Source organism: Pseudoalteromonas sp. M8, assembly GCF_018141365.1.
Taxonomy (GTDB): Bacteria; Pseudomonadota; Gammaproteobacteria; order Enterobacterales; family Alteromonadaceae; genus Pseudoalteromonas.
On sequence record NZ_CP047240.1, the window covers coordinates 1,888,057 to 1,909,233 of the forward strand.

Annotated in this window: 17 protein-coding genes; 14 read left to right on the top strand and 3 right to left on the bottom strand. The window is 43.7% G+C overall.

Annotated features, from left to right (window positions below):
* Nucleotides 1-272: 272 nt before the first annotated feature.
* From edd to GSF13_RS13175, 5 genes are all read left to right on the top strand, one after another.
* Nucleotides 273-2,126, top strand: a complete 1,854-nt coding sequence (gene edd / locus GSF13_RS13155; RefSeq protein WP_095727894.1) for a phosphogluconate dehydratase — start codon at nucleotides 273-275, stop codon at nucleotides 2,124-2,126.
* A gap of 23 nt (nucleotides 2,127-2,149) precedes the next feature.
* Nucleotides 2,150-2,770: a bifunctional 4-hydroxy-2-oxoglutarate aldolase/2-dehydro-3-deoxy-phosphogluconate aldolase gene (locus GSF13_RS13160; protein WP_010378022.1), complete on the top strand. Its 621-nt coding sequence runs from the start codon at nucleotides 2,150-2,152 to the stop codon at nucleotides 2,768-2,770.
* Nucleotides 2,771-2,787: 17 nt separating this feature from the next.
* Nucleotides 2,788-3,792, top strand: a complete 1,005-nt coding sequence (gene gap, locus GSF13_RS13165) for a type I glyceraldehyde-3-phosphate dehydrogenase (RefSeq protein WP_211868652.1) — start codon at nucleotides 2,788-2,790, stop codon at nucleotides 3,790-3,792.
* A gap of 168 nt (nucleotides 3,793-3,960) precedes the next feature.
* Nucleotides 3,961-4,605 carry an adenylate kinase gene (adk, locus tag GSF13_RS13170; RefSeq protein WP_010378026.1) on the top strand — a complete coding sequence of 215 codons (645 nt, stop codon included), beginning with the start codon at nucleotides 3,961-3,963 and terminating at the stop codon, nucleotides 4,603-4,605.
* A 240-nt stretch (nucleotides 4,606-4,845) separates the two neighbouring features.
* Nucleotides 4,846-5,037 (top strand): hypothetical protein, encoded by a 192-nt coding sequence (locus tag GSF13_RS13175; protein WP_102056604.1) that lies wholly within the window; start codon nucleotides 4,846-4,848, stop codon nucleotides 5,035-5,037.
* Nucleotides 5,038-5,101: 64 nt separating this feature from the next.
* Here the strand turns inward: GSF13_RS13175 and cmoB are convergent, their stop codons facing one another.
* Complete coding sequence (cmoB, locus tag GSF13_RS13180; RefSeq protein WP_211868655.1) at nucleotides 5,102-6,070, bottom strand: tRNA 5-methoxyuridine(34)/uridine 5-oxyacetic acid(34) synthase CmoB; 969 nt, start codon at nucleotides 6,068-6,070, stop codon at nucleotides 5,102-5,104.
* 8 nt (nucleotides 6,071-6,078) lie between these two features.
* Entirely contained in the window at nucleotides 6,079-6,804 is a 726-nt protein-coding gene (gene cmoA / locus GSF13_RS13185) for a carboxy-S-adenosyl-L-methionine synthase CmoA (protein ID WP_102056606.1), read from the bottom strand.
* A gap of 115 nt (nucleotides 6,805-6,919) precedes the next feature.
* Here cmoA and GSF13_RS13190 point away from each other — a divergent pair, with 115 nt between their 5' ends.
* Nucleotides 6,920-7,594, top strand: coding sequence for a DUF3334 family protein (locus tag GSF13_RS13190; protein ID WP_010378035.1), 675 nt, complete (start codon nucleotides 6,920-6,922; stop codon nucleotides 7,592-7,594).
* A gap of 99 nt (nucleotides 7,595-7,693) precedes the next feature.
* On the opposite strand, the gene GSF13_RS13195 is transcribed toward GSF13_RS13190, so the two are convergent.
* Nucleotides 7,694-11,425 (bottom strand): response regulator, encoded by a 3,732-nt coding sequence (locus GSF13_RS13195; protein ID WP_211868657.1) that lies wholly within the window; start codon nucleotides 11,423-11,425, stop codon nucleotides 7,694-7,696.
* A gap of 105 nt (nucleotides 11,426-11,530) precedes the next feature.
* Here GSF13_RS13195 and GSF13_RS13200 point away from each other — a divergent pair, with 105 nt between their 5' ends.
* From GSF13_RS13200 to GSF13_RS13235, 8 genes are all read left to right on the top strand, one after another.
* On the top strand, nucleotides 11,531-12,652 hold the full coding sequence (locus tag GSF13_RS13200; protein WP_174169046.1) for a hybrid sensor histidine kinase/response regulator: 1,122 nt from the start codon (nucleotides 11,531-11,533) through the stop codon (nucleotides 12,650-12,652).
* A 386-nt stretch (nucleotides 12,653-13,038) separates the two neighbouring features.
* Complete coding sequence (locus GSF13_RS13205; protein ID WP_017219251.1) at nucleotides 13,039-13,881, top strand: 2OG-Fe(II) oxygenase family protein; 843 nt, start codon at nucleotides 13,039-13,041, stop codon at nucleotides 13,879-13,881.
* 310 nt (nucleotides 13,882-14,191) lie between these two features.
* Nucleotides 14,192-15,103, top strand: a complete 912-nt coding sequence (locus tag GSF13_RS13210) for a BadF/BadG/BcrA/BcrD ATPase family protein (protein WP_211868658.1) — start codon at nucleotides 14,192-14,194, stop codon at nucleotides 15,101-15,103.
* Complete coding sequence (nagA, locus tag GSF13_RS13215; protein ID WP_206472717.1) at nucleotides 15,103-16,227, top strand: N-acetylglucosamine-6-phosphate deacetylase; 1,125 nt, start codon at nucleotides 15,103-15,105, stop codon at nucleotides 16,225-16,227. The genes GSF13_RS13210 and nagA overlap by 1 nt, the downstream gene beginning before the upstream one ends.
* Nucleotides 16,228-16,464: 237 nt before the next feature.
* Nucleotides 16,465-17,598, top strand: a complete 1,134-nt coding sequence (locus GSF13_RS13220; protein WP_010604061.1) for a DUF5009 domain-containing protein — start codon at nucleotides 16,465-16,467, stop codon at nucleotides 17,596-17,598.
* A gap of 262 nt (nucleotides 17,599-17,860) precedes the next feature.
* Nucleotides 17,861-18,655, top strand: a complete 795-nt coding sequence (gene nagB / locus GSF13_RS13225) for a glucosamine-6-phosphate deaminase (protein ID WP_010604062.1) — start codon at nucleotides 17,861-17,863, stop codon at nucleotides 18,653-18,655.
* Between the two features lie 147 nt (nucleotides 18,656-18,802).
* Complete coding sequence (nudC, locus tag GSF13_RS13230) at nucleotides 18,803-19,705, top strand: NAD(+) diphosphatase (RefSeq protein WP_010604063.1); 903 nt, start codon at nucleotides 18,803-18,805, stop codon at nucleotides 19,703-19,705.
* Nucleotides 19,706-19,707: 2 nt separating this feature from the next.
* Nucleotides 19,708-20,886 (top strand): cystathionine beta-lyase, encoded by a 1,179-nt coding sequence (locus GSF13_RS13235; RefSeq protein WP_010604064.1) that lies wholly within the window; start codon nucleotides 19,708-19,710, stop codon nucleotides 20,884-20,886.
* Nucleotides 20,887-21,177: the final 291 nt, after the last annotated feature.

Here is a 21,177-nt window from a genome sequence, read left to right on the forward strand (position 1 = left end):
GTTAGGTAATGATTTTAAGACTACAGATATCGGCAAAGTTTTAAGTGGTTATAATTTGGTCATTTTAAAAAGTTAGACTAAATTTATAAGAAGGGTTGACACCGGTGTCAGCTTTATGCGTAAATATAGTGACACCGGTGTCAGGTTGGGGTGAGAGACAACCTGATAGCGTACCTTTGAACGGGTAAATCAAAGCAGCTCTGTACAAGGATTACCACGAATGCTGGTAATCGTGCAGAGCCTTTTTCCTCTAACACTAGAGAGTCAGTAATATGTTGCATCCACGAATTCAGGAAGTCACCGAACGCGTCATTGAGCGAAGCAAAGCAACACGTCAAGCCTATTTAGCTCGAATCCAACAAGCAAAAAAACAAACGCGCGTACGAGCAGGACTGGGCTGTGGAAACCTAGCACACGTAATGGCTGCTTGCTCAAGCAGTGATAAGACTCGTCTAAAAGAAGACGAGCAACCGAACCTAGCAATTATCAATTCGTACAATGACATGTTGTCTGCGCACGAACCTTATAAAGAATATCCAGATTTAATTAAAGCAGTGGCAAACAAGTTTGACGCGACTGCACAAGTAGCGGGTGGTGTACCTGCTATGTGTGACGGGGTTACCCAAGGTCGCGATGGCATGGAACTGTCTTTGTTCTCTCGTGACGTAATTGCCATGTCAACAGCGGTGGCATTATCACACGATGTCTTCGATGGGGTTTTCTGTCTTGGTGTATGTGACAAAATCGTCCCAGGACTATTAATCGGTGCTTTGTCTTTTGGTCATTTGCCCATTTTCTTTTTACCAGCAGGCCCGATGCAATCTGGGATCCCGAACAAAGAAAAGGCGCGCATTCGTCAAAAGTTTGCACAGGGCTTAGTCAGCCGGGAAGAGTTACTGGAAGCTGAGAGTGCTTCATATCACAGTGCAGGTACTTGTACTTTCTACGGTACGGCAAACTCGAACCAGATGCTAATGGAGATCATGGGTCTTCATTTACCTGGTAGCTCGTTTATCAATCCATACACAGAATTAAGAGATGGCTTAACGGCGAGTGCGGTTGAGACCATGCTAACTCAGCTACTTGACGGTAAAAGCGGCAATGCACTTGCGGATATCGTGAGTGAAAAAACGGTGATCAATGGCTTGGTCGGTTTGTTGTCTACTGGTGGTTCTACCAATCATGCCATTCACTTAGTCGCAATGGCAAAAGCGGCGGGTGTTCAAATCACTTGGAAAGACATGGCGGATTTGTCTGAAGTAGTGCCGTTATTAACGCGTATTTATCCAAATGGTCATGCCGATGTAAACCACTTCCAAGCGGCTGGCGGCATGGGCTTCTTAATGCGTGAATTAAGAGATGGCGGCTTCTTACACAATGACGTAAAAACAATTGTGGGTGAAGGACTTGATGCTTACACGATGGAACCACTACTGGATATCAACAGCAATGTGATCATCAGCGATAACCAAGGTCCTGCCAAAGTGAAGTGGGTACCAGTACCCGAGAACTCACTGGATGAAGAAGTACTTCGCCCAGTAGCAAATCCATTTAACAAGCAAGGCGGCTTGCAACTACTTAATGGTAATTTGGGTAAAGCGGTGATTAAAGTGTCTGCGGTACAAGAGCAGCATCAAACGGTGACTGCACCGGCGAAAGTATTCAGCTCTCAAAGCGAATTACAAGAAGCCTTTACTGCTGGCAAGCTTAACCAAGACTTTATTGCCGTGATTAAAGAGCAAGGCCCTAAAGCGAAAGGTATGCCTGAGTTACATAAACTGACACCTGTCATGGCTACATTACAAGACCAAGGTTTTAAAGTGGCGATTGTGACAGATGGTCGTATGTCTGGTGCTTCGGGTAAAGTACCTGCGGCGATCCACCTTGCGCCGGAAGCGGTTGAAGGTGGTGCAATTGCAAAAGTACACGAAGGTGATTTGATCACCTTAAATGCACCAAAAGGCGAATTAGTGCTACATGTTTCTGATGAAGAAATGGCACAGCGCGAATTACAGCTCTCACCGCAATCGCAAACATTTGGTACGGGTCGAGAGCTATTCTCAGGATTTAGACACGTAGTGAGCAGTGCAGATCAAGGTGCATGCTCATTTGGCATCGAAGAATAATAACAGTGGGAATGAGGGTGAGCATGAGTATTAAAGAGATATTGTCAGCAGCACCAGTGGTTCCGGTTATCGTTATTGATAACCTAGAAGACGCGGTGCCGCTTGCTACGGCATTGTTTAATGGTGGCTTAAAAGCACTTGAAGTGACACTTCGTACACCGGTGGCAGCGCAAGCGGTAAAAGACATTAAAGCGGCTTTACCAGACGCCTATGTTGGTACTGGTACGGTAGTGGATAAGGCAACCTTTAATGCCTCTGTAGAAGCCGGCGCTGACTTCATGGTAAGTCCTGGTGTCAATGACGAATTATTGGAACTGGCAAAGTCGTCAAGTATTCCATTTCTTCCAGGTGCTGCAACGCCAAGCGAAGTGATGAAGCTTGCAAGTCACGGTTTTGAATTCTTAAAGTTTTTCCCAGCGGAAGCTGCAGGTGGTGCACCAATGCTTAAATCCATTGGCGGACCAATTCCACAAGTAAAATTCTGTCCAACGGGTGGTATTTCGTTGGCAACTGCACCTAAGTATCTTGCACTCGACAATGTGGTATGTGTGGGCGGTACTTGGATGCTTGATAAAGCACTTATCGCAAACAAAGACTGGCAAGCCATTGAAGCGCTTGCGAAACAAGCAAGTGAAGTAAAATAGATTAGGGGACAGTTATCATGATTAATATCGCAATTAATGGCTATGGACGTATCGGTCGTAACGTACTTCGTGCACTGTACGAGTCAGGTCAGAATAAAGACATCAAAGTCGTTGCCATCAACGATCTCGCACCTGCAAACGTAAACGCGCATTTGACTCAATTTGACTCTGTACATGGTCGCTTTCAAGGGCAGGTTGTTCTTAACGACAACACACTCGTTATCGGTGGTGACGAAATCACGCTAACGCAAGAGCGTGACCCTGCAAATCTTCCTTGGAAAGCGCTAAACGTTGATATCGTACTTGAATGTACTGGGTTGTTCACTTCTCGCGAAGCTGCGGCTAAACACATTGAAGCCGGTGCGAAAAAAGTGATTGTATCTGCGCCGGGCACAGATATGGATGCAACGGTTGTTCATGGCGTTAACAGCGAAGTGCTAAATGCTGAATCAACCATTATCTCTAACGCATCTTGTACCACAAACTGTCTTGCGCCTATTGCAAAAGTATTGAATGATACTATTGGTATTGAGCAAGGTAGCATGACAACCATTCATGCCTACACCAACGATCAGAATCTATCAGACGTTTACCACCCGGATTTATATCGTGCGCGTAGTGCTACTCAGTCGATGATCCCGACGAAGACGGGTGCGGCAAAGGCGGTTGGCTTAGTGCTTCCTGAACTTGCTGGCAAACTAGATGGTATGGCGGTTCGTGTGCCAACCATCAACGTATCACTGGTTGATTTAACGTTTGTTGCTAAGCGTGACACTTCAAAAGAAGAAGTGAATGCGGCAATCAAAGCGGCTGCTGAGGGCGCGATGAGTGCAATCCTTGAGTACAATGAATTACCTTTGGTTTCTATCGATTTCAACCACAACCCGGCTTCTTCAGTGTTTGACTCTACACAAACCAAAGTAGATGGAAAGCTGGTAAAAGTAATGGCTTGGTATGATAACGAATGGGGCTTCTCTTGCCGCATGCTAGACCAAGTTAAAGCATTAGGTGCATTTTTATAATCAGGATTAATTTCTGGCCAAAAGCTCTGCAGATCGCGGAGCTTTTTTGTTTTTGACGGAAAAATTGCCATTCTTCCTTATCAATTAGTATAAGTTCCTTGAGGATCGGCACCGTATATGGAAAAATTCACCACACAAACACCAATAACTCCAAACGAGGATTCAATTATGCGCATCATCTTGCTAGGCGCGCCGGGTGCAGGTAAAGGTACTCAAGCTCAATTTCTAATGGACAAATATGGGATCCCTCAGATCTCTACAGGCGACATGTTACGTGCTGCTATCAAAGAAGGGACTCCGTTGGGTCTTGAAGCGAAAAAAGTCATGGATGCAGGTCAACTAGTATCTGATGAAATCATTATCGGCTTGGTAAAAGAGCGCATCGCAAAAGAAGATTGTGCAAATGGCTTCTTGCTTGATGGCTTCCCACGCACAATTCCACAAGCAGATGCAATGAAAGAAAATGGCATCAAAGTTGACCATGTTATCGAATTTGATGTGGCAGATGAGATCATCGTTGAGCGTATGAGCGGTCGTCGTGTACACCCAGGTTCTGGTCGTGTTTACCACATCGTTTACAACCCGCCTAAAGTAGAAGGCAAAGATGACGTAACGGGTGAAGACCTAATCATTCGTGATGACGACACTGAAGAGACAGTACGTAAACGTCTAGCGATTTACCATGAGCAAACTAAACCTCTAGTAGACTACTACAGTGCGGAAGCGGATGCTGGTAACACGCAATATCACAAACTAGATGGTACACAAGCTGTTGATGCGGTAAGCAAACAGTTAGGTGAACTATTGGGTTAATGCCCATTAGCTGTACATACGAAAAAAGGAGCTAATTTAGCTCCTTTTTTAGCGGGATTTATAGCGAACTTTTGACTTAAGTATGAGCAAGGGGTTACTACACATTTACTTTATATAGTAAACAAATCATATTGCCGGACTTATAGAGGAATGTGAATTAAGTGTAACTAAACTGTGCTTGTTGTTGTTTTTTTTGTGTTATTGTAGAGGTGTACAAATGTCTAACTAAAGGAGCTGACAATGCACTTAAAACTCAACAAAAAGAAAATTAAAACGTTATCTAAAGATAAACAGGCAATTCCACATGCTCAAACCCCCGCTATTGCTGGTGGGTTATCAAATGGGCCTGAGTGCTTCACATATAGCCATGGCGGGTGTTGCGGTACAGTTGCCCCTACAAATATTGACTGTAGTGCTGCTTGTCAACATTAGCAGTGTTACTAGGCTTGGATTAACAGTCCAAGCCTTCATTAAGCATGATTTATTTAACAAAATATTACGCTTTCGCGATAAATATAGCACGGAGCGGAGCGGGGTAGCCTTCAATGGTTTTGCTGGTGTCATTTGGATCTAAGAAATCAGCAAGCGACTCTGTTTCCATCCAAGGAGTTTGGCGCTGTTCGTCTAACGACGTGACGTCTTTGTTTACTACCTTGATATCTTTGAAGCCCACGCGCTCAAGCCATAATGTTAATGCGTCGCAGCTTGGAATAAACCAGACATTGCGCATCTTAGCGTAGCGATCGGTCGGCACCAATACTGTATTTACATCGCCCTCAATCACGAGTGTTTCTAGCACTAATTCGCCACCTTTTCTTAGCTGAGACTTTAGCTGTGCTAAAAAGTCGATTGGTGAACGACGGTGATATAGCACGCCCATTGAAAACACAGTATCAAATGCTTTTAGCTCAGGAAGTTGCTCTACACCTAGGGGTAGTAAATGCACGTTCGGATCGGGGTTAAAGTGTTTAATAGTTTGGAATTGGCATAAAAATAGATCGGAGGGATCAATGCCAACAATAAGCTCTGCGCCTTCACCGCGCATACGCCACAAGTGATAACCAGAGCCACAGCCGATATCCAATACATTACGGCCGTGAAGGTCGCTGATATGGGGGAGCAGTCGGTCCCATTTCCAGTCGCTGCGCCACTCAGTATCAATATGGACGCCATGTAAATGAAATGGTCCCTTACGCCATGGCATCATGCGTTTTAGTAAATGCGTTAACTGCTTTTGATGACCTTCATTGACGTCTTCGCCAGTACCTATCTCAACCTTGGTTTTTATATCAACATGGGTGGTTGAGATTTCTGGTAGATTTTTAATGACTTTTTCCCATTTCGGCCAGTCGCCATGTTGGGCTTCTTTTTGCCAATGGCTAAGCTGCGCAGGCAACGTTTCTAGCCAATGGCTCAAAGGGGTTTTCGCAATGGTTGCATAAAAGTCGGTAAACCAATGATTCATAATTGCCTCTATTTTATTGCTACCATTGAGCAGAAGTTAAAGCACTGATACCACACTTGAGTTTGATTAAAGCCAATAGCTTCTAATCTTGTCATATGGGTACTTAACAAGTCCGTGCGCATCACGTTTTCAATCGCGTTGCGTTTTTGGCTGATCTCTAATTCTGAGTAGCCATTGTGGCGTTTAAAGTCGTGGTGAAGGTCGATAAGTAAGTTGTCTTTAGTATCGTTTTCACCGCGGATTTTTTCACTTAATAGCAGTACACCACCAGGTTTCAAACCCTGATATATTTTTTCTAGAACCGCTTTGCGGTTTTCTGGTGGAATAAACTGTAGGGTGAAGTTCATCGCAACGACAGATGCATTGCTAATCTCTATTTCATTGATATCACCTAACGTGACCGAGACTGGGACGTCGGATTTAAAGCCTTTTAGATGCAGTTGGCAGCGCTCTACCATAGGCTGTGAATTGTCCACGGCAATGATATGACAGTTTTCTTTATCTATATTTCTACGCATGCTTAGCGTGACTGCGCCTAAAGAGCAGCCTAAGTCATATAAGTTTGAGTTACTTTGCGCGTAAGTACCCGCAAGTTTGCCCATTGTGCTTACTATTGTCGCGTAGCCCGGCACTGAGCGCTGGATCATATCTGGAAACACTTCGACGACATTGGCGTCGAAAGTGAAATCTTTCACTGCTTGTTCAGTGGCATAAATACTGTCTTTGCCCGTCACATTTAATCTCTCTTTGAAAATAATCTCGCTATTTTAGCATTTTATGCTGGATAGTCAGTGATAAATTCAGTAGCTTGGCTACTATTAATAATAAGAAGTAACTATGAGACCAAAAATGGCGAAAAGCAAAGTGATTAGCACAGAAGACATCCTCTCAACGCTATGCCACTCAGTAACAGAAGTTCTGTCGTCGGCAAGCGGCAACCAAATTAATTATTCCGCGATGGTACAAAAGATAACTCGTACCTGTATGAGGCCTGACATCGGCTGTTTCGTATTGTTTGATGGCGGCTTTACCGGTTTAGTCGTAACTAATTTTACCGCGCAAGCCGCGATGGAGGTGTATACCGACTACATGCGTAACATGGGCATGCCTGAAGAAGAAATTGCGCATAGTCATTTATCTGATGACGTTGCCAATGTATTGGGTGAGTTGATGAATCAGATTGTTGGTGATTTCACCAACAAAGTACGTGAGCAGCTACATACCTCTATCACGCAAAACCAGCCTAAGATGATGGCTATCAACAAACAGGTGCAGATCTCGGTAGACACAACGATGGATCGCCCGCAGGCGAGACGCGTTACCTTTACCACTCAAGGCCAGAATATTTTCTATCTTGAATTGGCAATGGATAAAACTGAATTCATTAAGCTACATGACTTTGATATTGCAGAGTCGGTAGACCCAGATGACATTATTGCAAGTCAGGCTGAGAAGAAAAAGCCAGCGAAGCCTCAGGAAGAAGATGTTGTAGATGACGACTTTATGGATCAGTTAGGACTGTAAAACCGTATTTAGAGCACCTAACAGAAAGGCCACATCTGTGGCCTTTCTGTTAGGTAAAAATCTTCATTGCGCCCTCGGATAAAATATATAGTAATGGCACTAATGCAGTGCGCCTTTTCCTGCATTGAGCTCAGGTGCTTCTTCTACATGCTTTATGGATGTTAGCATCATAAAGGCTTCATTGAACTCAAAGCGGGCGATGGCGGTTTTTAATTTCTGTAGTTCTGGTTCAGTCAAATAGCTACTTACTGAAATTGAGTCTACTAGCTCTGTGGCTTGAGTATCATAATCTCTTAATGCACATGCGAGCTGGATGAGTTCCTCTAATTGACTATTGCCACCTTTTTCTTCGTTGTTTTTCGTTACACTTTTTACCTGATGAGACGCTTCTTTTTTACGACGCTTTTGGCATTGTTCCAGTGCATATTTAACGTATTTAATCAGCTCGTCAATTTCGCTTGCATTAGGTGGGCGGACATTGAGAGAAGCCTCAATGTGCTTAAATTCCTCGGTCAGCCTAACAATCGAAAGGTTAGCACTAGCACCTTTTAATGCATGTAACATGCTATGTGCCAGTTCAAAATTTTCAATGGCTAAAGCCTGTTTTAAATTGATCAGCTCTTCAATCTGCTGGGACAGGAACTTTTCTAAGATATCGAAGTAAACCTTTTGGTTGCCAGCTGCTCGAGCAATACCCTCGGCAATATCAATACCTTCAAACTCAATGATCTCATCAATTTCCTCTATCTCTGCAACGACTTTTGGTGGGTTAACTTCTGGCGTTGTTAAAAGGCCATCGGCTTCGGTGCATACGTATTTCAAAATACTTTTAACGAGTTGTTCAACGTCGATGGGTTTGGTTACGTGGTCATTCATACCAGCATCGATGCAAGTCTGTATGTCTTCTTCCATGGCATTGGCGGTCATCGCTAGAATAGGAAGTGTATTTTTATCGAACTCTATGCGAAGGTTTTGCGTCGCGGTAATGCCGTCCATCACTGGCATTTGCATATCCATTAAAACAATATCTATGTGTTTGCTATGAACTTGATCAATGGCTTCTTGTCCATTGTCTGCGACCGCTACTTGCGCTCCGAAGCTAGATAAGATCTCCGCTGCTATCTCCTGATTGACTGGCTGATCCTCCGCGACCAAAATTGATATGCCATTTAGTGCTTGTTTCCTAATCGTTTGTTCTTTTTTGGTGATAGTGGTTCTTACTTCCGGTGAGTCAAACACGGCATTTTGAATAACGTCCACAAGGTTTGACGGGTTAATCGGCTTTAAAAGTACACCATCAACTAAACTGGCTTGGCTGTCGTTCAGGTTTAGCTCCCGACCATAAGCGGTGACTAAAATAAACTTACTTTGCGACACATCGACCTGCGATTGCAGCTTAGTGATCAGCTCAATGCCATCTAATTTTGGCATATGCCAATCGACGAAAATAAGATCGGGTAACTCTTGTGTCAGGACGAATTGATTTAACGCTTTATGAGGGTCTAAATAAGAACAAACCTGCATACCAAAGTTTGTTAGCATACCGCTTAACACGTCCAATGCGTGTTGGTTATCGTCAATAATTGTTGCTGATAGTTCTGATAAGTGGGTAGAGGCCATTTTCGCCTGACTCAGCTCGTCACTGACTTCCATTTCTAATGTGAAATAAAATTCCGAACCGACGTTTTCCTCGCTCTCAACATATATTTCTCCCCCCATAAGCTTGACCAATTGTTGCGAAATCGTGAGGCCAAGCCCTGTACCGCCATATTTTCGGGTGATCGAATTGTCTGCTTGCGAGAAAGATTGAAATAGGTTTTTTTGCTGGCGTTTATTCATGCCAATACCAGAGTCTTTTACGCTAAACTTAATTTTTGCTAACCCTTTTTCGACATTGACAAGGGCGACACGAATAACAACCTCACCGTTTTCTGTGAATTTAACTGCGTTACCCGCTAAATTGATGAGTACTTGGCTTATTCTAAATTGATCGCCAATCACGCAGTAGGGCACTTGTGAGTCGATATCAAAGACTAACTCTAGTTGTTTTTCTTGGGCTTTTACACTGACGATGGTGGCGACATTGTCGAGTAGTTTTTCTGTTGAAAAGGCCTGATATTCTAACTCGATTTTGCCAGCTTCGATTTTTGAAAAATCGAGTATATCGTTGATCAATCTCAGTAATTGCTTTGCGGCTGTATCTATTTTTGATACGTAGTCGTGCTGTTTTGCATTCAATTCTGTCGCGAGCGCGAGATGAGACATACCAATAATCGCGTTCATTGGGGTTCTAATTTCATGGCTCATGTTGGCGAGGAATTCGCTTTTCGCTTTTGCCGAGTTTTGGGCCAAGTTTTTTGCTTCTATGAGTTCACGTTGTAGTTGGTTCCTCTCCGAAACGTCAAGGTACATGCCAACAATACCAGCTACATCGCCATTTTCATTAAAAAATGGCGCTTCGTATACAATCAGTTCCCGCGGCTGTTCTTGGCCATCAAGCAATAATACTTCATAGGTTTGCTCCTGGGTTGTGGTGGTAATTTCGTGAGCTTTGGATTCAAATAGACTGGCTATTCCTAGATCAAAAACCTCGTCTAACTTGGCGCCAATCACATCTACTTCAAATTGATCTAACAGTGTTAAAAAGGACTTGTTTACGCCCATAAATACACCGTCAGTCGAACGATAATACGTGGGGTTTGGGATAGCATTGATAATATGGTGAGTAAGTTCGAGTTGTTCGCTTAAGGCCGATTCTGCCTTTTGCTGCTTTTCGATATTTTCATTGATGGCAAGCGCGAGGCTTAAGTCCTTACACAAATACTCGAGCGCTTCAAATTGGCTGTCTATCAACACCTGAGCACTACCGACTAGCAGCACATAGACAACATGATTACCGATGGCTAGTGGAAAGCAATAACGGCCTTGTAACTTCACTTCAACTTCTTGTTCTTTGAGCCACAACGGTTCTTGTTGTACTTGTGGTTCATTATTTGCTGCGCAATGCGCTAGAGTGGAGGCAATAATTGAATGGCTTGGTGTCACCCCATGGCTTTTCACTAACGACAAGGCGTCGTCTTCTAAATTGGCATAGAGGCAAACACTCGGTGCATTGAACTCATTGGCAATAAACTCTAGTGCATGGCGCACGATAGGCTCGGAGCCGGTGATGGATTTTAGTTCGCGATTATAGTTTTCGATAATTGCGGCTGACGCCAACTTTTGGCTTTGAGAGGTGGTGGCAACATGGATCGCTTGCGTGAGCCGTTTTACATCGACGTCACTGTTTGTAGGCACCACAGAAAGAGGGGCGCCATTTAACGCTTGTGCACGTAGCGTATTGACGATGCGATATAGCGGGGAGAAATGTTTGGTGCGCATAAACCAAACATAAAAGCTTAAAAATAGTGTTAATACCGCGAAGGCAAGGCCGGTAATCAACAGTATTAGGAGTTGTTGATTTGTGCTTGTTTCAAGTTCAGCGTTTGCAATGAGAGGCAATTGTGAGATGGCATTTTGATAACTTTGAGGCAAATCGGCCTGCTCAACCGTATCTGCTAAAAATTGAGACTTTAGTCTTGCTTGGGTTTCATAGATTTGTTGTAACGGAAGTGGTAATGGATGACTTGGTGCAGATTTGATTTCACCTAGCCATTGGACGTTTTTATCTTTGCTATACATCTCTAGTGATAAGTGGTTGTGGTAAGCGGTATTAACGTCGGTCGCGAGAGTGCTGTGAGTAGTTGTTGAGTAGTAGATAAGCGTTGCGCTTCCTAGGGCAGCCATCAAGGCGAAAAGTGCGATCCAACTTAGTAATGCTTTTGAGGACATAAGTTATTATTTACGCGTGAATTTATATATAAACATAGTCGCGATATACAATATCTCAAGCTATGCTGTAAAAAGTGTCTATCTTAAGGACTTGAGTAACGTTACATGTCAGACATTTTAATTGTTGACGATATGCCGGAAAACCTCCAAGTATTGCAGCTCATACTAAGAAAGGAAGGGTATAAAGTATTGGCAGCACGGGGTGGGGATATTGCCTTAGGTATTGTTAAAAAGCACCAGCCTGAGTTAATTATTACCGATATAAAAATGCCAAATATGTCGGGGATTGAACTATGTAAAGTGCTTAAGTCCGACAATTCGGCGGCGGCCATTCCGGTTATTTTTGTGAGTGCTTATGAAGACAGCGAGAGCTTGGTACAAGCATTCGAAGTCGGTGGTGTTGATTACATCACCAAACCTTATAAACCCGCTGAAATCATAGCCAGAGTAAACACCCAATTTAAGTTAATTGAAGCGCAAAAGTTAGCGGTAAAACAGCAGCTATCTAAGGCTATAAACCAAATGGTGATGGGGATTGCACACGAAATTAATACCCCGCTTGGTACCAGTATTACGTCCAACACCTTTTTAGAAGGCGTCATGCAGGAGCTACAAAGTGCACTCACCGCAGGTACGCTTACGCAGGATGAGCTGGTAACGGGGTTTGAGCAGATCAAAGACAGTAGTGCGCTGTGCAGCCGTAATCTAGAAAAAGTGGCTAAGTTTGTCAGTTTATTAAAATCGGTCTCTCAGTCTGAGCGAGATAGCAGTTGTGCTGACGTTAAATTACAAGAAATAGAAACAAGACTGAAAAAAGATTTTTCAAAGCAAGACGTACAAATTCAGTTTGTTGGTAACACAGCAACTGAAGTTTACGTGGATGGTCAAGCACTGGTTGAGGTATTGAGCAACTTAGTTGAAAACTCTATTGCGCATGCCTGGATTGACCATGATCACCTTGCCACTATCACCTTTACGCGCTCAGGTAACAATTTACATGTTAATTATACTGACAATGGAATAGGGCTTAGAGGAATTAGTACACAAGAGTTATTAAAACCGTTTGTGACGACAAAAAGAGGTAATGCAGGCCATGTTGGGTTAAGCGCAAATTTAACTGCCAACTTGGTTTCAGGGGCACTCAATGGAGAGTTTAGCGTGAAAAATACACCGCAAGGATTGGAGTGGGATATCCAAATACCGATAGATACCCCCGATAATGCTTGATCTGCATCAAAAGTCTCAGGCCCTATACATAAAAGCGGACATAAGTCCTTATATCATTTGTCCTAATTCAATAAGCTCGCTCGCTGTTAAAACGTAATCTTTAAAAAGTACTCTGCTGACCATGTAATTAGCTACACTTTTTGAAGAATTATCGACAACACGATCGTATAAGGGCTTTTTAGCCTTTGCTGTTGCTGTTTTGAGTGAGGCTTGTTAAATACAAGTTTACTGCTTAAAAACAACCCCCTAGGTTAACAGACCCGATAACATACGCCTTACCTTCTACTAGGTACGCAGTGTTGAGATGACACGGGAAGTGCGTTATTTACCCCGATGTGCAATTGAGTAAATAACCATGAATTACTAATAATTTTGGTGGAACCATTATGCAACAGTTACCTACCGTAGACTATCAATCGCCAAATGCTGCGAAAGAATTTGTAGAATCTTTAAGAAACACGGGTTTCGGTGTACTAAAAAATCACCCAATCCCACAAGAGTTGGTTGAATCAATCTACAAACATTGGCAAGAATTTTTTAATTCAGAAGAAAAACACGAATTCCTTTTCAATAAAGAAACTCAAGATGGTTACTTCCCACCAGAAGTCTCTGAAGTTGCTAAAGGTTTTACAGTAAAAGACATAAAAGAGTACTTTCACGTTTATCCAAAAGGTCGCGTACCGGCTCAATTAGAAGCAGAGATTCGTGAATATTACCGTTTAGCGAGCGAGTTTGCTCAAGAGTTGCTAAGCTGGGTACAAGCGGAAGCGCCTGCAGATGTGAGAGCGAGATTCTCTATTGATCTCAAAGATATGATCAAAGAATCAGAGCAGACATTACTGCGTATTCTTCATTACCCACCAATGACAGGCGATGAAGAACCAGGTGCAATTCGCGCCGCAGCGCATGGTGATATCAATCTACTTACTGTATTGCCTGCGGCAAATGAGCCTGGCCTACAAGTGCAAAGACAAGATGGCAGCTGGTTAGACGTACCATGCGACTTTGGTTCGTTGATTATTAACATTGGTGACATGCTGCAAGAGGCGTCGGGTGATTACTTCCCATCGACAATTCACCGTGTGATTAACCCAACAGGCAAAGCGTCGACGAAATCTCGTATTTCATTGCCGCTATTCTTACATCCAAGACCGGATGTTGTGTTGTCAGAGCGTTACACTGCAGATAGCTATTTGCAAGAGCGTTTAAGAGAACTTGGGGTTAAGTAATCTGCGAATAACCTGAACGATAAGGTTAAATCGATAAAGCGACTTGATGTAATATTGAGTCGCTTTTTTATTATGTGTCTAACAATCCCTAATCTCTGTTAGTCCTTGTAATTTGACGATTATTGCAATTTTTCACTGACAATCCTCACAATCTGTGCAATATTAGTTTTTTTCAAAATGAAGAAATTTCTTGAAAAAATTAATGACAACGCTGTCATTTGTTGTGTAACATCAATTCAACATGAATGAAAAACCGTGTCTAACGAAAACAATAACGCGGTCTAATCCAGAACAAAGTAGGGGTCTTTACATGATGGCTAAACAGGTTAACCAAGACCAACTATACATCGGCGTCGATGGTGGTGGAACAAAATGCCGCGCTACAATTTATTCTCTTCAACATGGCGTTTTGGGTACGGGTCTAGGCGGTCCTGCGAATCCCCTACATGGTCTAGAGCGCACGCTTGAATCTATCATGGTGTCGACACAAATGGCGTTACAAGACGCAGGTCTTCGTGTTGAACAAGTACATGAGCTAAATGCAGGTCTTGGCCTTGCAGGTGTTAACTTACCCGCGCTCTATGACAAAATCATGCAATGGGAGCATCCCTTTAAACAAATGTTCCTTACCACAGACTTACACACCGCGTGTATTGGTGCTCATGAAGGTAGCGATGGTGCCGTGATTATTACGGGCACCGGCTCCTGTGGTTTTGCGTTAGTTGATGGTAAAACAGTGAACTATGGTGGTCATGGCTTTGCTCAAGGCGATATGGGTAGTGGCGCATGGATGGGATTAGAGGCGGTAAAAGCTACATTACTCGATCTCGATGGCCTTGGCGAAAAAACGTCATTGAGCCAAGTATTACTAGAGCACTTCAGTGCGAAAGGGGCGATGGGTATTGCAGAGCAAATGGCGGGACAACCGTCTAGTGGTTATGCAAAGCTGGCTCGTTATGTATTAGAACAAGCTAAGCAAAATGATGAAATTGCTCTTACTATCGTAAAGTCTGGTGCGGAATATATTAGTCGTTTAGCGAAGCGTTTACTTGAACTAAACCCACCTAGACTCTCTATGATCGGCGGATTATCAGAGCCGCTACAACCTTGGCTCGACCCAGAAGTTGCAAAACAAGTCCAATTACCTAAACAACCTCCTGAAATGGGGGCAATTTACTTTGCAATTCAAAGTGCAGGTCAAGAATTAAAAAAGGCGAACTAATGACGACTCAATGTTATTTTGCTCCAGAATTTTTTGATGGTGAAAGTTTTAGAAAAGACGTTTATTTCGAAGTAAACAACGGCCAAATTCGTTATGTAACTGAGTCGCTAGTAACCAATGTATCTAAGCTATCAGGGCTAGTTGCACCAGGTTTTATTGATGTACAAGTTAATGGTGGTGGCGGTGCATTTTTTAACGCCGAGCAATCGACGGCATGCTTGGCGACTATGGTTAAAGCACATGGCCAATTTGGTTCCACGGGATTAATGCCAACCCTTATCACTGACAAAATTGAAGTGATGCAACAAGCGGCAGATGCAACAGCAGAAGCTATTGCTACTAATCAGCCCGGAGTGCTTGGGATCCACTTTGAAGGCCCACACTTATCTCACCCGAAAAAGGGTACGCATAGCGAAAAGTTCATTAGACCAATTTCAGAGCAAGAATTTGCGGTTTACGCGCGTCAAGATTTAGGCATCAAAATGGTGACTTTAGCACCTGAAACTCTGCCACTTAGCGATATCGAACGCTTGATTTCATTGGGTGTGAAAGTGTGTATCGGTCATTCAAACGCGGACTATGACACCGCTAACGCCGCACTTAATGTTGGCGTTGATGGCTTTACGCACCTATTTAATGCAATGTCTGCGTTTACTTCCCGTGAGCCGGGCGTTGTCGGCGCCGCGCTTTGGAATGACAATAGCTGGTGTGGTCTGATTGTTGATGGCCATCACGTTCATCCATTGTCGGCGCAGCTTGCGATTCGCACTAAGCAGCGCGGCAAAATGATGCTAGTGACGGATGCCATGCCTCCAGTTGGGACAGATGATACGGAGTTTGACTTTTTTGATGGCAGAAAAGTTATTCGTACTGGCGATCGGTTGAATTCAACAACCGGTGAGCTTGCTGGCAGTGTATTGGATATGGCAAGTGCGGTGCGAAACGCCGTTAATACGCTTAACGTGAGCCTAGCGGAGAGTTTACGCATGGCTTCTCTTTACCCTGCACAATATCTTGGCCTGTCTCACAAGGGGCATCTAAGATCGGGCGCTGATGCTGATTTCGTGGTGCTCGACAGCGATTTGATTGTGAAGCAAACCTATATTGGTGGTCAGTTGTTATAACTGATTTGTAATTGAAGAGTGGACGAAAACGGCCGCTTAAGTTTCCCTGATCAAACCTCGCAGCAGTACCGCGGGGCTTTGCTTTTTTAGCTTAGCCGATATTATTGGCTAAGCATGGGTGGATCGACAACTCAGAAAGTTACAGTAATGTGCGTAATGCTCAAACCAAACCTTGAGGCAAATGGATTTGCTTGATTGAGCGATCCATAGTTAATGTTTTCACGCGGATAAATAGCAATGACAACGAATAATAAGCCAAAGCGACTTGCGTCTTTAGATGCCTTACGCGGCATGGATATGTTCTGGATCTTAGGTGGCCAGTCTATTTTTGCGGCACTGTTTGTACTGACCGGATGGCAAGGGTGGAAGGCTTTTGAAGCGCACACACTGCACAGTCCTTGGCATGGCTTCACTTTTTATGATCTTATCTTCCCACTGTTTATCTTTTTATCGGGTGTGGCGATGGGCTTGTCGCCTAAACGTATCGATCATCTGCCCTTTAATGAACGTAAATCGTTTTATCTCAAAGCACTGAAGCGCCTTTTGTTACTGTGTGCTTTTGGCGTGTTATACAATCATGGTTGGGGAACTGGGATCCCAATGGATCCAGACGGTGTTCGCTACGCTAGTGTATTAGGTCGCATTGCGTTTGCTTGGTTCTTTTGTGCTTTACTGGTTTGGCATACGAGCTTGCGAACCTTGGCTTATGTGGGTGTAGGCATATTGACATTTTATTGGTTACTGCTTTGCTTTATCCCGGTTCCTGGTGGGCAAGCGGGGGACTTAAGTGCAAATGGTGTTGGTAGTTGGAATGCGTTCATTGATACGTATTTACTACCAGGGACCAGTTATCAAAATCGTCCGGTTGACCCAGAAGGTGTGCTGTCAAGCTTACCTGCCATTGTAAATGCTATCGCAGGTGTATTTGCTGGTCGTGCGATCGCCAATGCACAAACGCAGGGAGAGTGGAAAATTGTTGGTATTTTGGCAGGCTCTGGTGTACTCGCCTTAGCACTAGGTTGGCTTTGGGACATGCAATTTCCAGTTAATAAAGAATTGTGGACAAGCTCATTTGTGCTAGTAACCGTCGGCTGGAGTGCAATTCTACTAGCGGTATTTTACGCGATAGTAGATGTACTGAGCTTTCAACGTTGGGCGTATCCATTTGTTATTATAGGAGCCAACTCCATTATTATTTATTTGGCGTCAAGCTTAGTGAATTGGACCTTTATTAGTAAAAGCGTATTCGGTGGCGTGATTGCCGCCGTGCCGGCTGCGTGGCAACCATTAATTGCTGTTTTTGCGCTACTGGCGGTACAGCTTTTAGTGCTGCACTGGATGTATAAACGCCGTATTTTTGTAAGTGTATAATATTCACAAGCCTCCTTTCAAAAAGCCCACCGTTGTGGGCTTTTTAACACCTTTAGATTGCATAGAGTAAAAAATATCCATATTTTTTTTCACTTTTGCTTTACAAGCGAATTATTTCTGATAATAATGACAGCGTTGTCATAATGGTAATAACCTAATGTTGTGTATCCCAATTAGGTTCGATCTGACCTTGCTTTGATTGCACGCGAGGCAAGGCTCAGATCCCATTTTATTCTAATCATCTCAACATTTGGTTAATCGTATGCAAGTAGTCATTTTAAAAGACGCTGCCGAAGTGGCAGCATATGGTGCAGACATTTTTACAACGCAATTAAAGCGTAAAGCTAACTCTGTGTTGGGATTAGCGACGGGTTCAACACCGGTTGCTTTGTATCAAGAATTAATTAAGCGTAACCAAGCAAACGAAATCAGTTTTGCGGAAGTTACCAGCTTTAATCTAGATGAATATTTAGGCTTAGATGGCTCGCACCCACAAAGTTATCGTTACTTTATGCAGCAGCAGCTATTTGACCATATCAACATTGATAGAAGTAACACGCACGTACCGCCGGGGGATGCAAAAAATCCAATTACGGCGTGCGGCGAATATGAAGCGCGTATTAAATCTGCTGGTGGTATTGATGTACAGCTGTTAGGTATTGGCAGAAATGGCCATATTGGCTTTAACGAGCCATCTTCTGGATTGACGTCACGCACTCGGGTTAAAACCCTAACGAAAGCGACGATTGATGATAATGCTCGTTTTTTTAAAGCTGATGAGTACCAACCTCATTTGTCAATCACAATGGGTATTGGCACGATTTTAGATGCTAAAAAAGTCGTGTTATTAGCGACTGGTGAAAACAAAGCTGATGCCGTTGTTGCTATGGTGGAAGGCCCGTTAACTGCGGCGTGTCCGGCTTCGGCACTACAAATGCATCGTGATGCTGTAATCGTCATCGATGAAGCTGCGGCATCTAAGCTAAAAGATATTGAATTCTATAAGCATATTGAAAACGAAAATCAAAAGCTGTTGGACTATCTTGCCTCTCTGTAGTGTGAAATCACACTGTAGTTTTCAAAAGCCCATTTATGGGCTTTTTTTTTGCCTGCACCTTTGTGCTATGGTAGCTTTAAGGTCTCGCCGAGGTGGATAAAATGTTCCAGAACACGAAGGAATAGGGGCTTGCTGTATTACACTCAAATGACGTTAGACAGAGCGTCTAACGAAAGAAAAGATCAAAACTGGTTATTATCTCAAATGGGTGACAATAGTCGCTGGTTATTAATTCAAGACGACGCTAATTTAGTGCGTGTCGGAGATAATGAATTACATTATCTTTCTCGCACAGAAGTCGCTGATTTAGCACTTCAAGACGCGATATTCTTAGGTCGTGACGAAGCGCACAGCTATTTTGCGCTTGACGTCTCTAAACAACGAGACAAGCTTTCTTTTATTGACTCCGAGTCAGAATTCATCGATATGCGCCAAGTGGGTCGTAACTTACCAAAGCAACAAGGCTCAATTGGTGTGCTTGCACGAGGCTTATGCTACTGGCATAAAACCCATTGTTTTTGCGGACGTTGTGGGCAACCCAATAAAATGGTTGAAGCAGGTCATGCAAGACGTTGTGTTAACCCTGAATGCCGCCACATGACGTTTCCACGTACAGATCCAGCCGTTATCATGCTTGTCACTCATGTTTTCCCTGATGGCGTTGAACGCTGTTTGTTGGGCCGTCAGGCTGTTTGGCCAGAAGGGGTATTTTCGACGCTGGCTGGGTTTGTTGATCCCGGCGAATCGTTAGAGCAAGCCGTGATAAGGGAAGTGATGGAAGAGGCGGGTGTTGAAGCATACGACGCCACTTATATTGCCTCACAGCCTTGGCCGTTCCCGTCATCACTTATGCTGGGGTTTATCGCGAAGGCAAAAACCACAGAGATTTTTGTCGAGCAAGATGAGCTTGAGCAAGCTAAATGGTTTTCACGGGCGGAGCTTAATACATTTTCAGAGTGGGGTGATACAAAGCCCGGCTATAAACTCACCAGAGAAGACTCTATCTCCAGATATTTAGTTGAATACTGGCGTGCACAATCAGAAGAGTAATTATGAAAAAGCATACTAAAATCGTTGCTGCTGGAAGAAAAGCAGAATATACCAAAGGGGTAGTAAACCCAGTTGTTCAGCGCGCCTCTACTGTAGTTTTTGAGAGCGTTGCCGAAATGCAAGAAGCGATAAAAGGCCGTGGACATCGCACCCTGTTTTACGGCCGCCGTGGCACCAATACCCATTTCGCCTTGCAAGATGCCATTACTGAGCTTGAAAATGGTGCGGGTTGCGCCTTATATCCGTCTGGTGCTGCTGCTATCGCACAGTCACTACTGTCATTTTTAAAAGCAGGCGATCACTTGCTGATGGTGGATACTGCCTATGAACCAACCAGAGATTTGTGCGATAAGCTGTTAAAAGGCTATGGTATCGAAACCACTTATTATGACCCTATGGTTGGCGCTGGTATTGACGCGTTAATTCAAGACAATACCAAAGTGTTGTTCTTAGAGTCTCCAGGTTCAATCACCATGGAAGTTCAAGATGTGCCAGCGATGGTTGAAGTTGCAAAGCGCCGTGGCGTTATCACTATGCTTGATAATACGTGGGGTAATGGCTGGCAGTTTCGTCCGCTCGATCATGGTGTTGATATCAGCATTCAAGCGGCAACCAAGTATATTGTTGGGCATTCGGATGTCATGATGGGGGTTGCTGTTGCAAACGAGCGTTATTGGCCTGAACTTAGAGAACACTCGTATTTACTGGGTCAATGTACCTCTGCAGATGATGCTTATTTAGCACTACGTGGGTTACGTACTATGCCTGCGAGGTTAAAACAACACGAACAGTCGGCAATGATAGTGGCGAAATGGCTCGAAGCGCATCCGCTCGTGGATCACGTTAGACATCCCGCTTTTGAGACTTGCCCCGGTCATGAATTCTTCAAGCGAGACTTTGATGGCAGTAATGGCTTATTTTCAATCGTAATGAAAGAAGGTAGCCAAAAGGCGATTAACCGTTTCTTAGATGCCTTATCCCATTTTAAAATGGGTTTCTCATGGGGCGGCTATGAAAGTTTAGTTACAGCCAATAAAACCATGGAGCATTTGCGATCAACTACAGGTTGGACACTTGGCCCCGTGATCCGCCTTCACATCGGTCTTGAAGATGTAGAAGACTTGATAGAAGATTTAGAACACGCACTTAAGGTCTACGAACAAAACCTCGCGAAATCTTAAAACTTTGGCTCAACTTATCAGTATTGGGTGCTTCACTTTTAACGAGGCACCTCGGATTTATTGAGCCATAATCGCTGTTGGATCAAGACTGAAAACTGTAGAAAGCAATACCAGTTTGGCGCAGTTTAAGCGTAAAGCACAGGGAACCTTTAGAGGGAGGTAATGTCCAAGAGCTACGTCATGAAAGTATTGAAAACTAAATTCAAGGAAAGGTGATGAAATTAAACAGACTGATTATGTTACCGGTAATCTCACTAAGCGCTTGTGTGGTAATGCCCGTCCAGGATACTG

Coding starts and splice junctions, on each gene's coding strand:
- GSF13_RS13175 (WP_102056604.1), top strand. CDS start 4,846: ATGCACTTAAAACTCAACAAAAAGAAAATTAAAACGTTATCTAAAGAT.
- GSF13_RS13160 (WP_010378022.1), top strand. CDS start 2,150: ATGAGTATTAAAGAGATATTGTCAGCAGCACCAGTGGTTCCGGTTATC.
- adk (WP_010378026.1), top strand. CDS start 3,961: ATGCGCATCATCTTGCTAGGCGCGCCGGGTGCAGGTAAAGGTACTCAA.
- cmoB (WP_211868655.1), bottom strand. CDS start 6,070: ATGAATCATTGGTTTACCGACTTTTATGCAACCATTGCGAAAACCCCT.
- GSF13_RS13190 (WP_010378035.1), top strand. CDS start 6,920: ATGGCGAAAAGCAAAGTGATTAGCACAGAAGACATCCTCTCAACGCTA.
- nudC (WP_010604063.1), top strand. CDS start 18,803: ATGACGTTAGACAGAGCGTCTAACGAAAGAAAAGATCAAAACTGGTTA.
- nagB (WP_010604062.1), top strand. CDS start 17,861: ATGCAAGTAGTCATTTTAAAAGACGCTGCCGAAGTGGCAGCATATGGT.
- GSF13_RS13235 (WP_010604064.1), top strand. CDS start 19,708: ATGAAAAAGCATACTAAAATCGTTGCTGCTGGAAGAAAAGCAGAATAT.
- GSF13_RS13220 (WP_010604061.1), top strand. CDS start 16,465: ATGACAACGAATAATAAGCCAAAGCGACTTGCGTCTTTAGATGCCTTA.
- GSF13_RS13205 (WP_017219251.1), top strand. CDS start 13,039: ATGCAACAGTTACCTACCGTAGACTATCAATCGCCAAATGCTGCGAAA.
- GSF13_RS13210 (WP_211868658.1), top strand. CDS start 14,192: ATGATGGCTAAACAGGTTAACCAAGACCAACTATACATCGGCGTCGAT.
- gap (WP_211868652.1), top strand. CDS start 2,788: ATGATTAATATCGCAATTAATGGCTATGGACGTATCGGTCGTAACGTA.
- edd (WP_095727894.1), top strand. CDS start 273: ATGTTGCATCCACGAATTCAGGAAGTCACCGAACGCGTCATTGAGCGA.
- nagA (WP_206472717.1), top strand. CDS start 15,103: ATGACGACTCAATGTTATTTTGCTCCAGAATTTTTTGATGGTGAAAGT.
- GSF13_RS13200 (WP_174169046.1), top strand. CDS start 11,531: ATGTCAGACATTTTAATTGTTGACGATATGCCGGAAAACCTCCAAGTA.
- GSF13_RS13195 (WP_211868657.1), bottom strand. CDS start 11,425: ATGTCCTCAAAAGCATTACTAAGTTGGATCGCACTTTTCGCCTTGATG.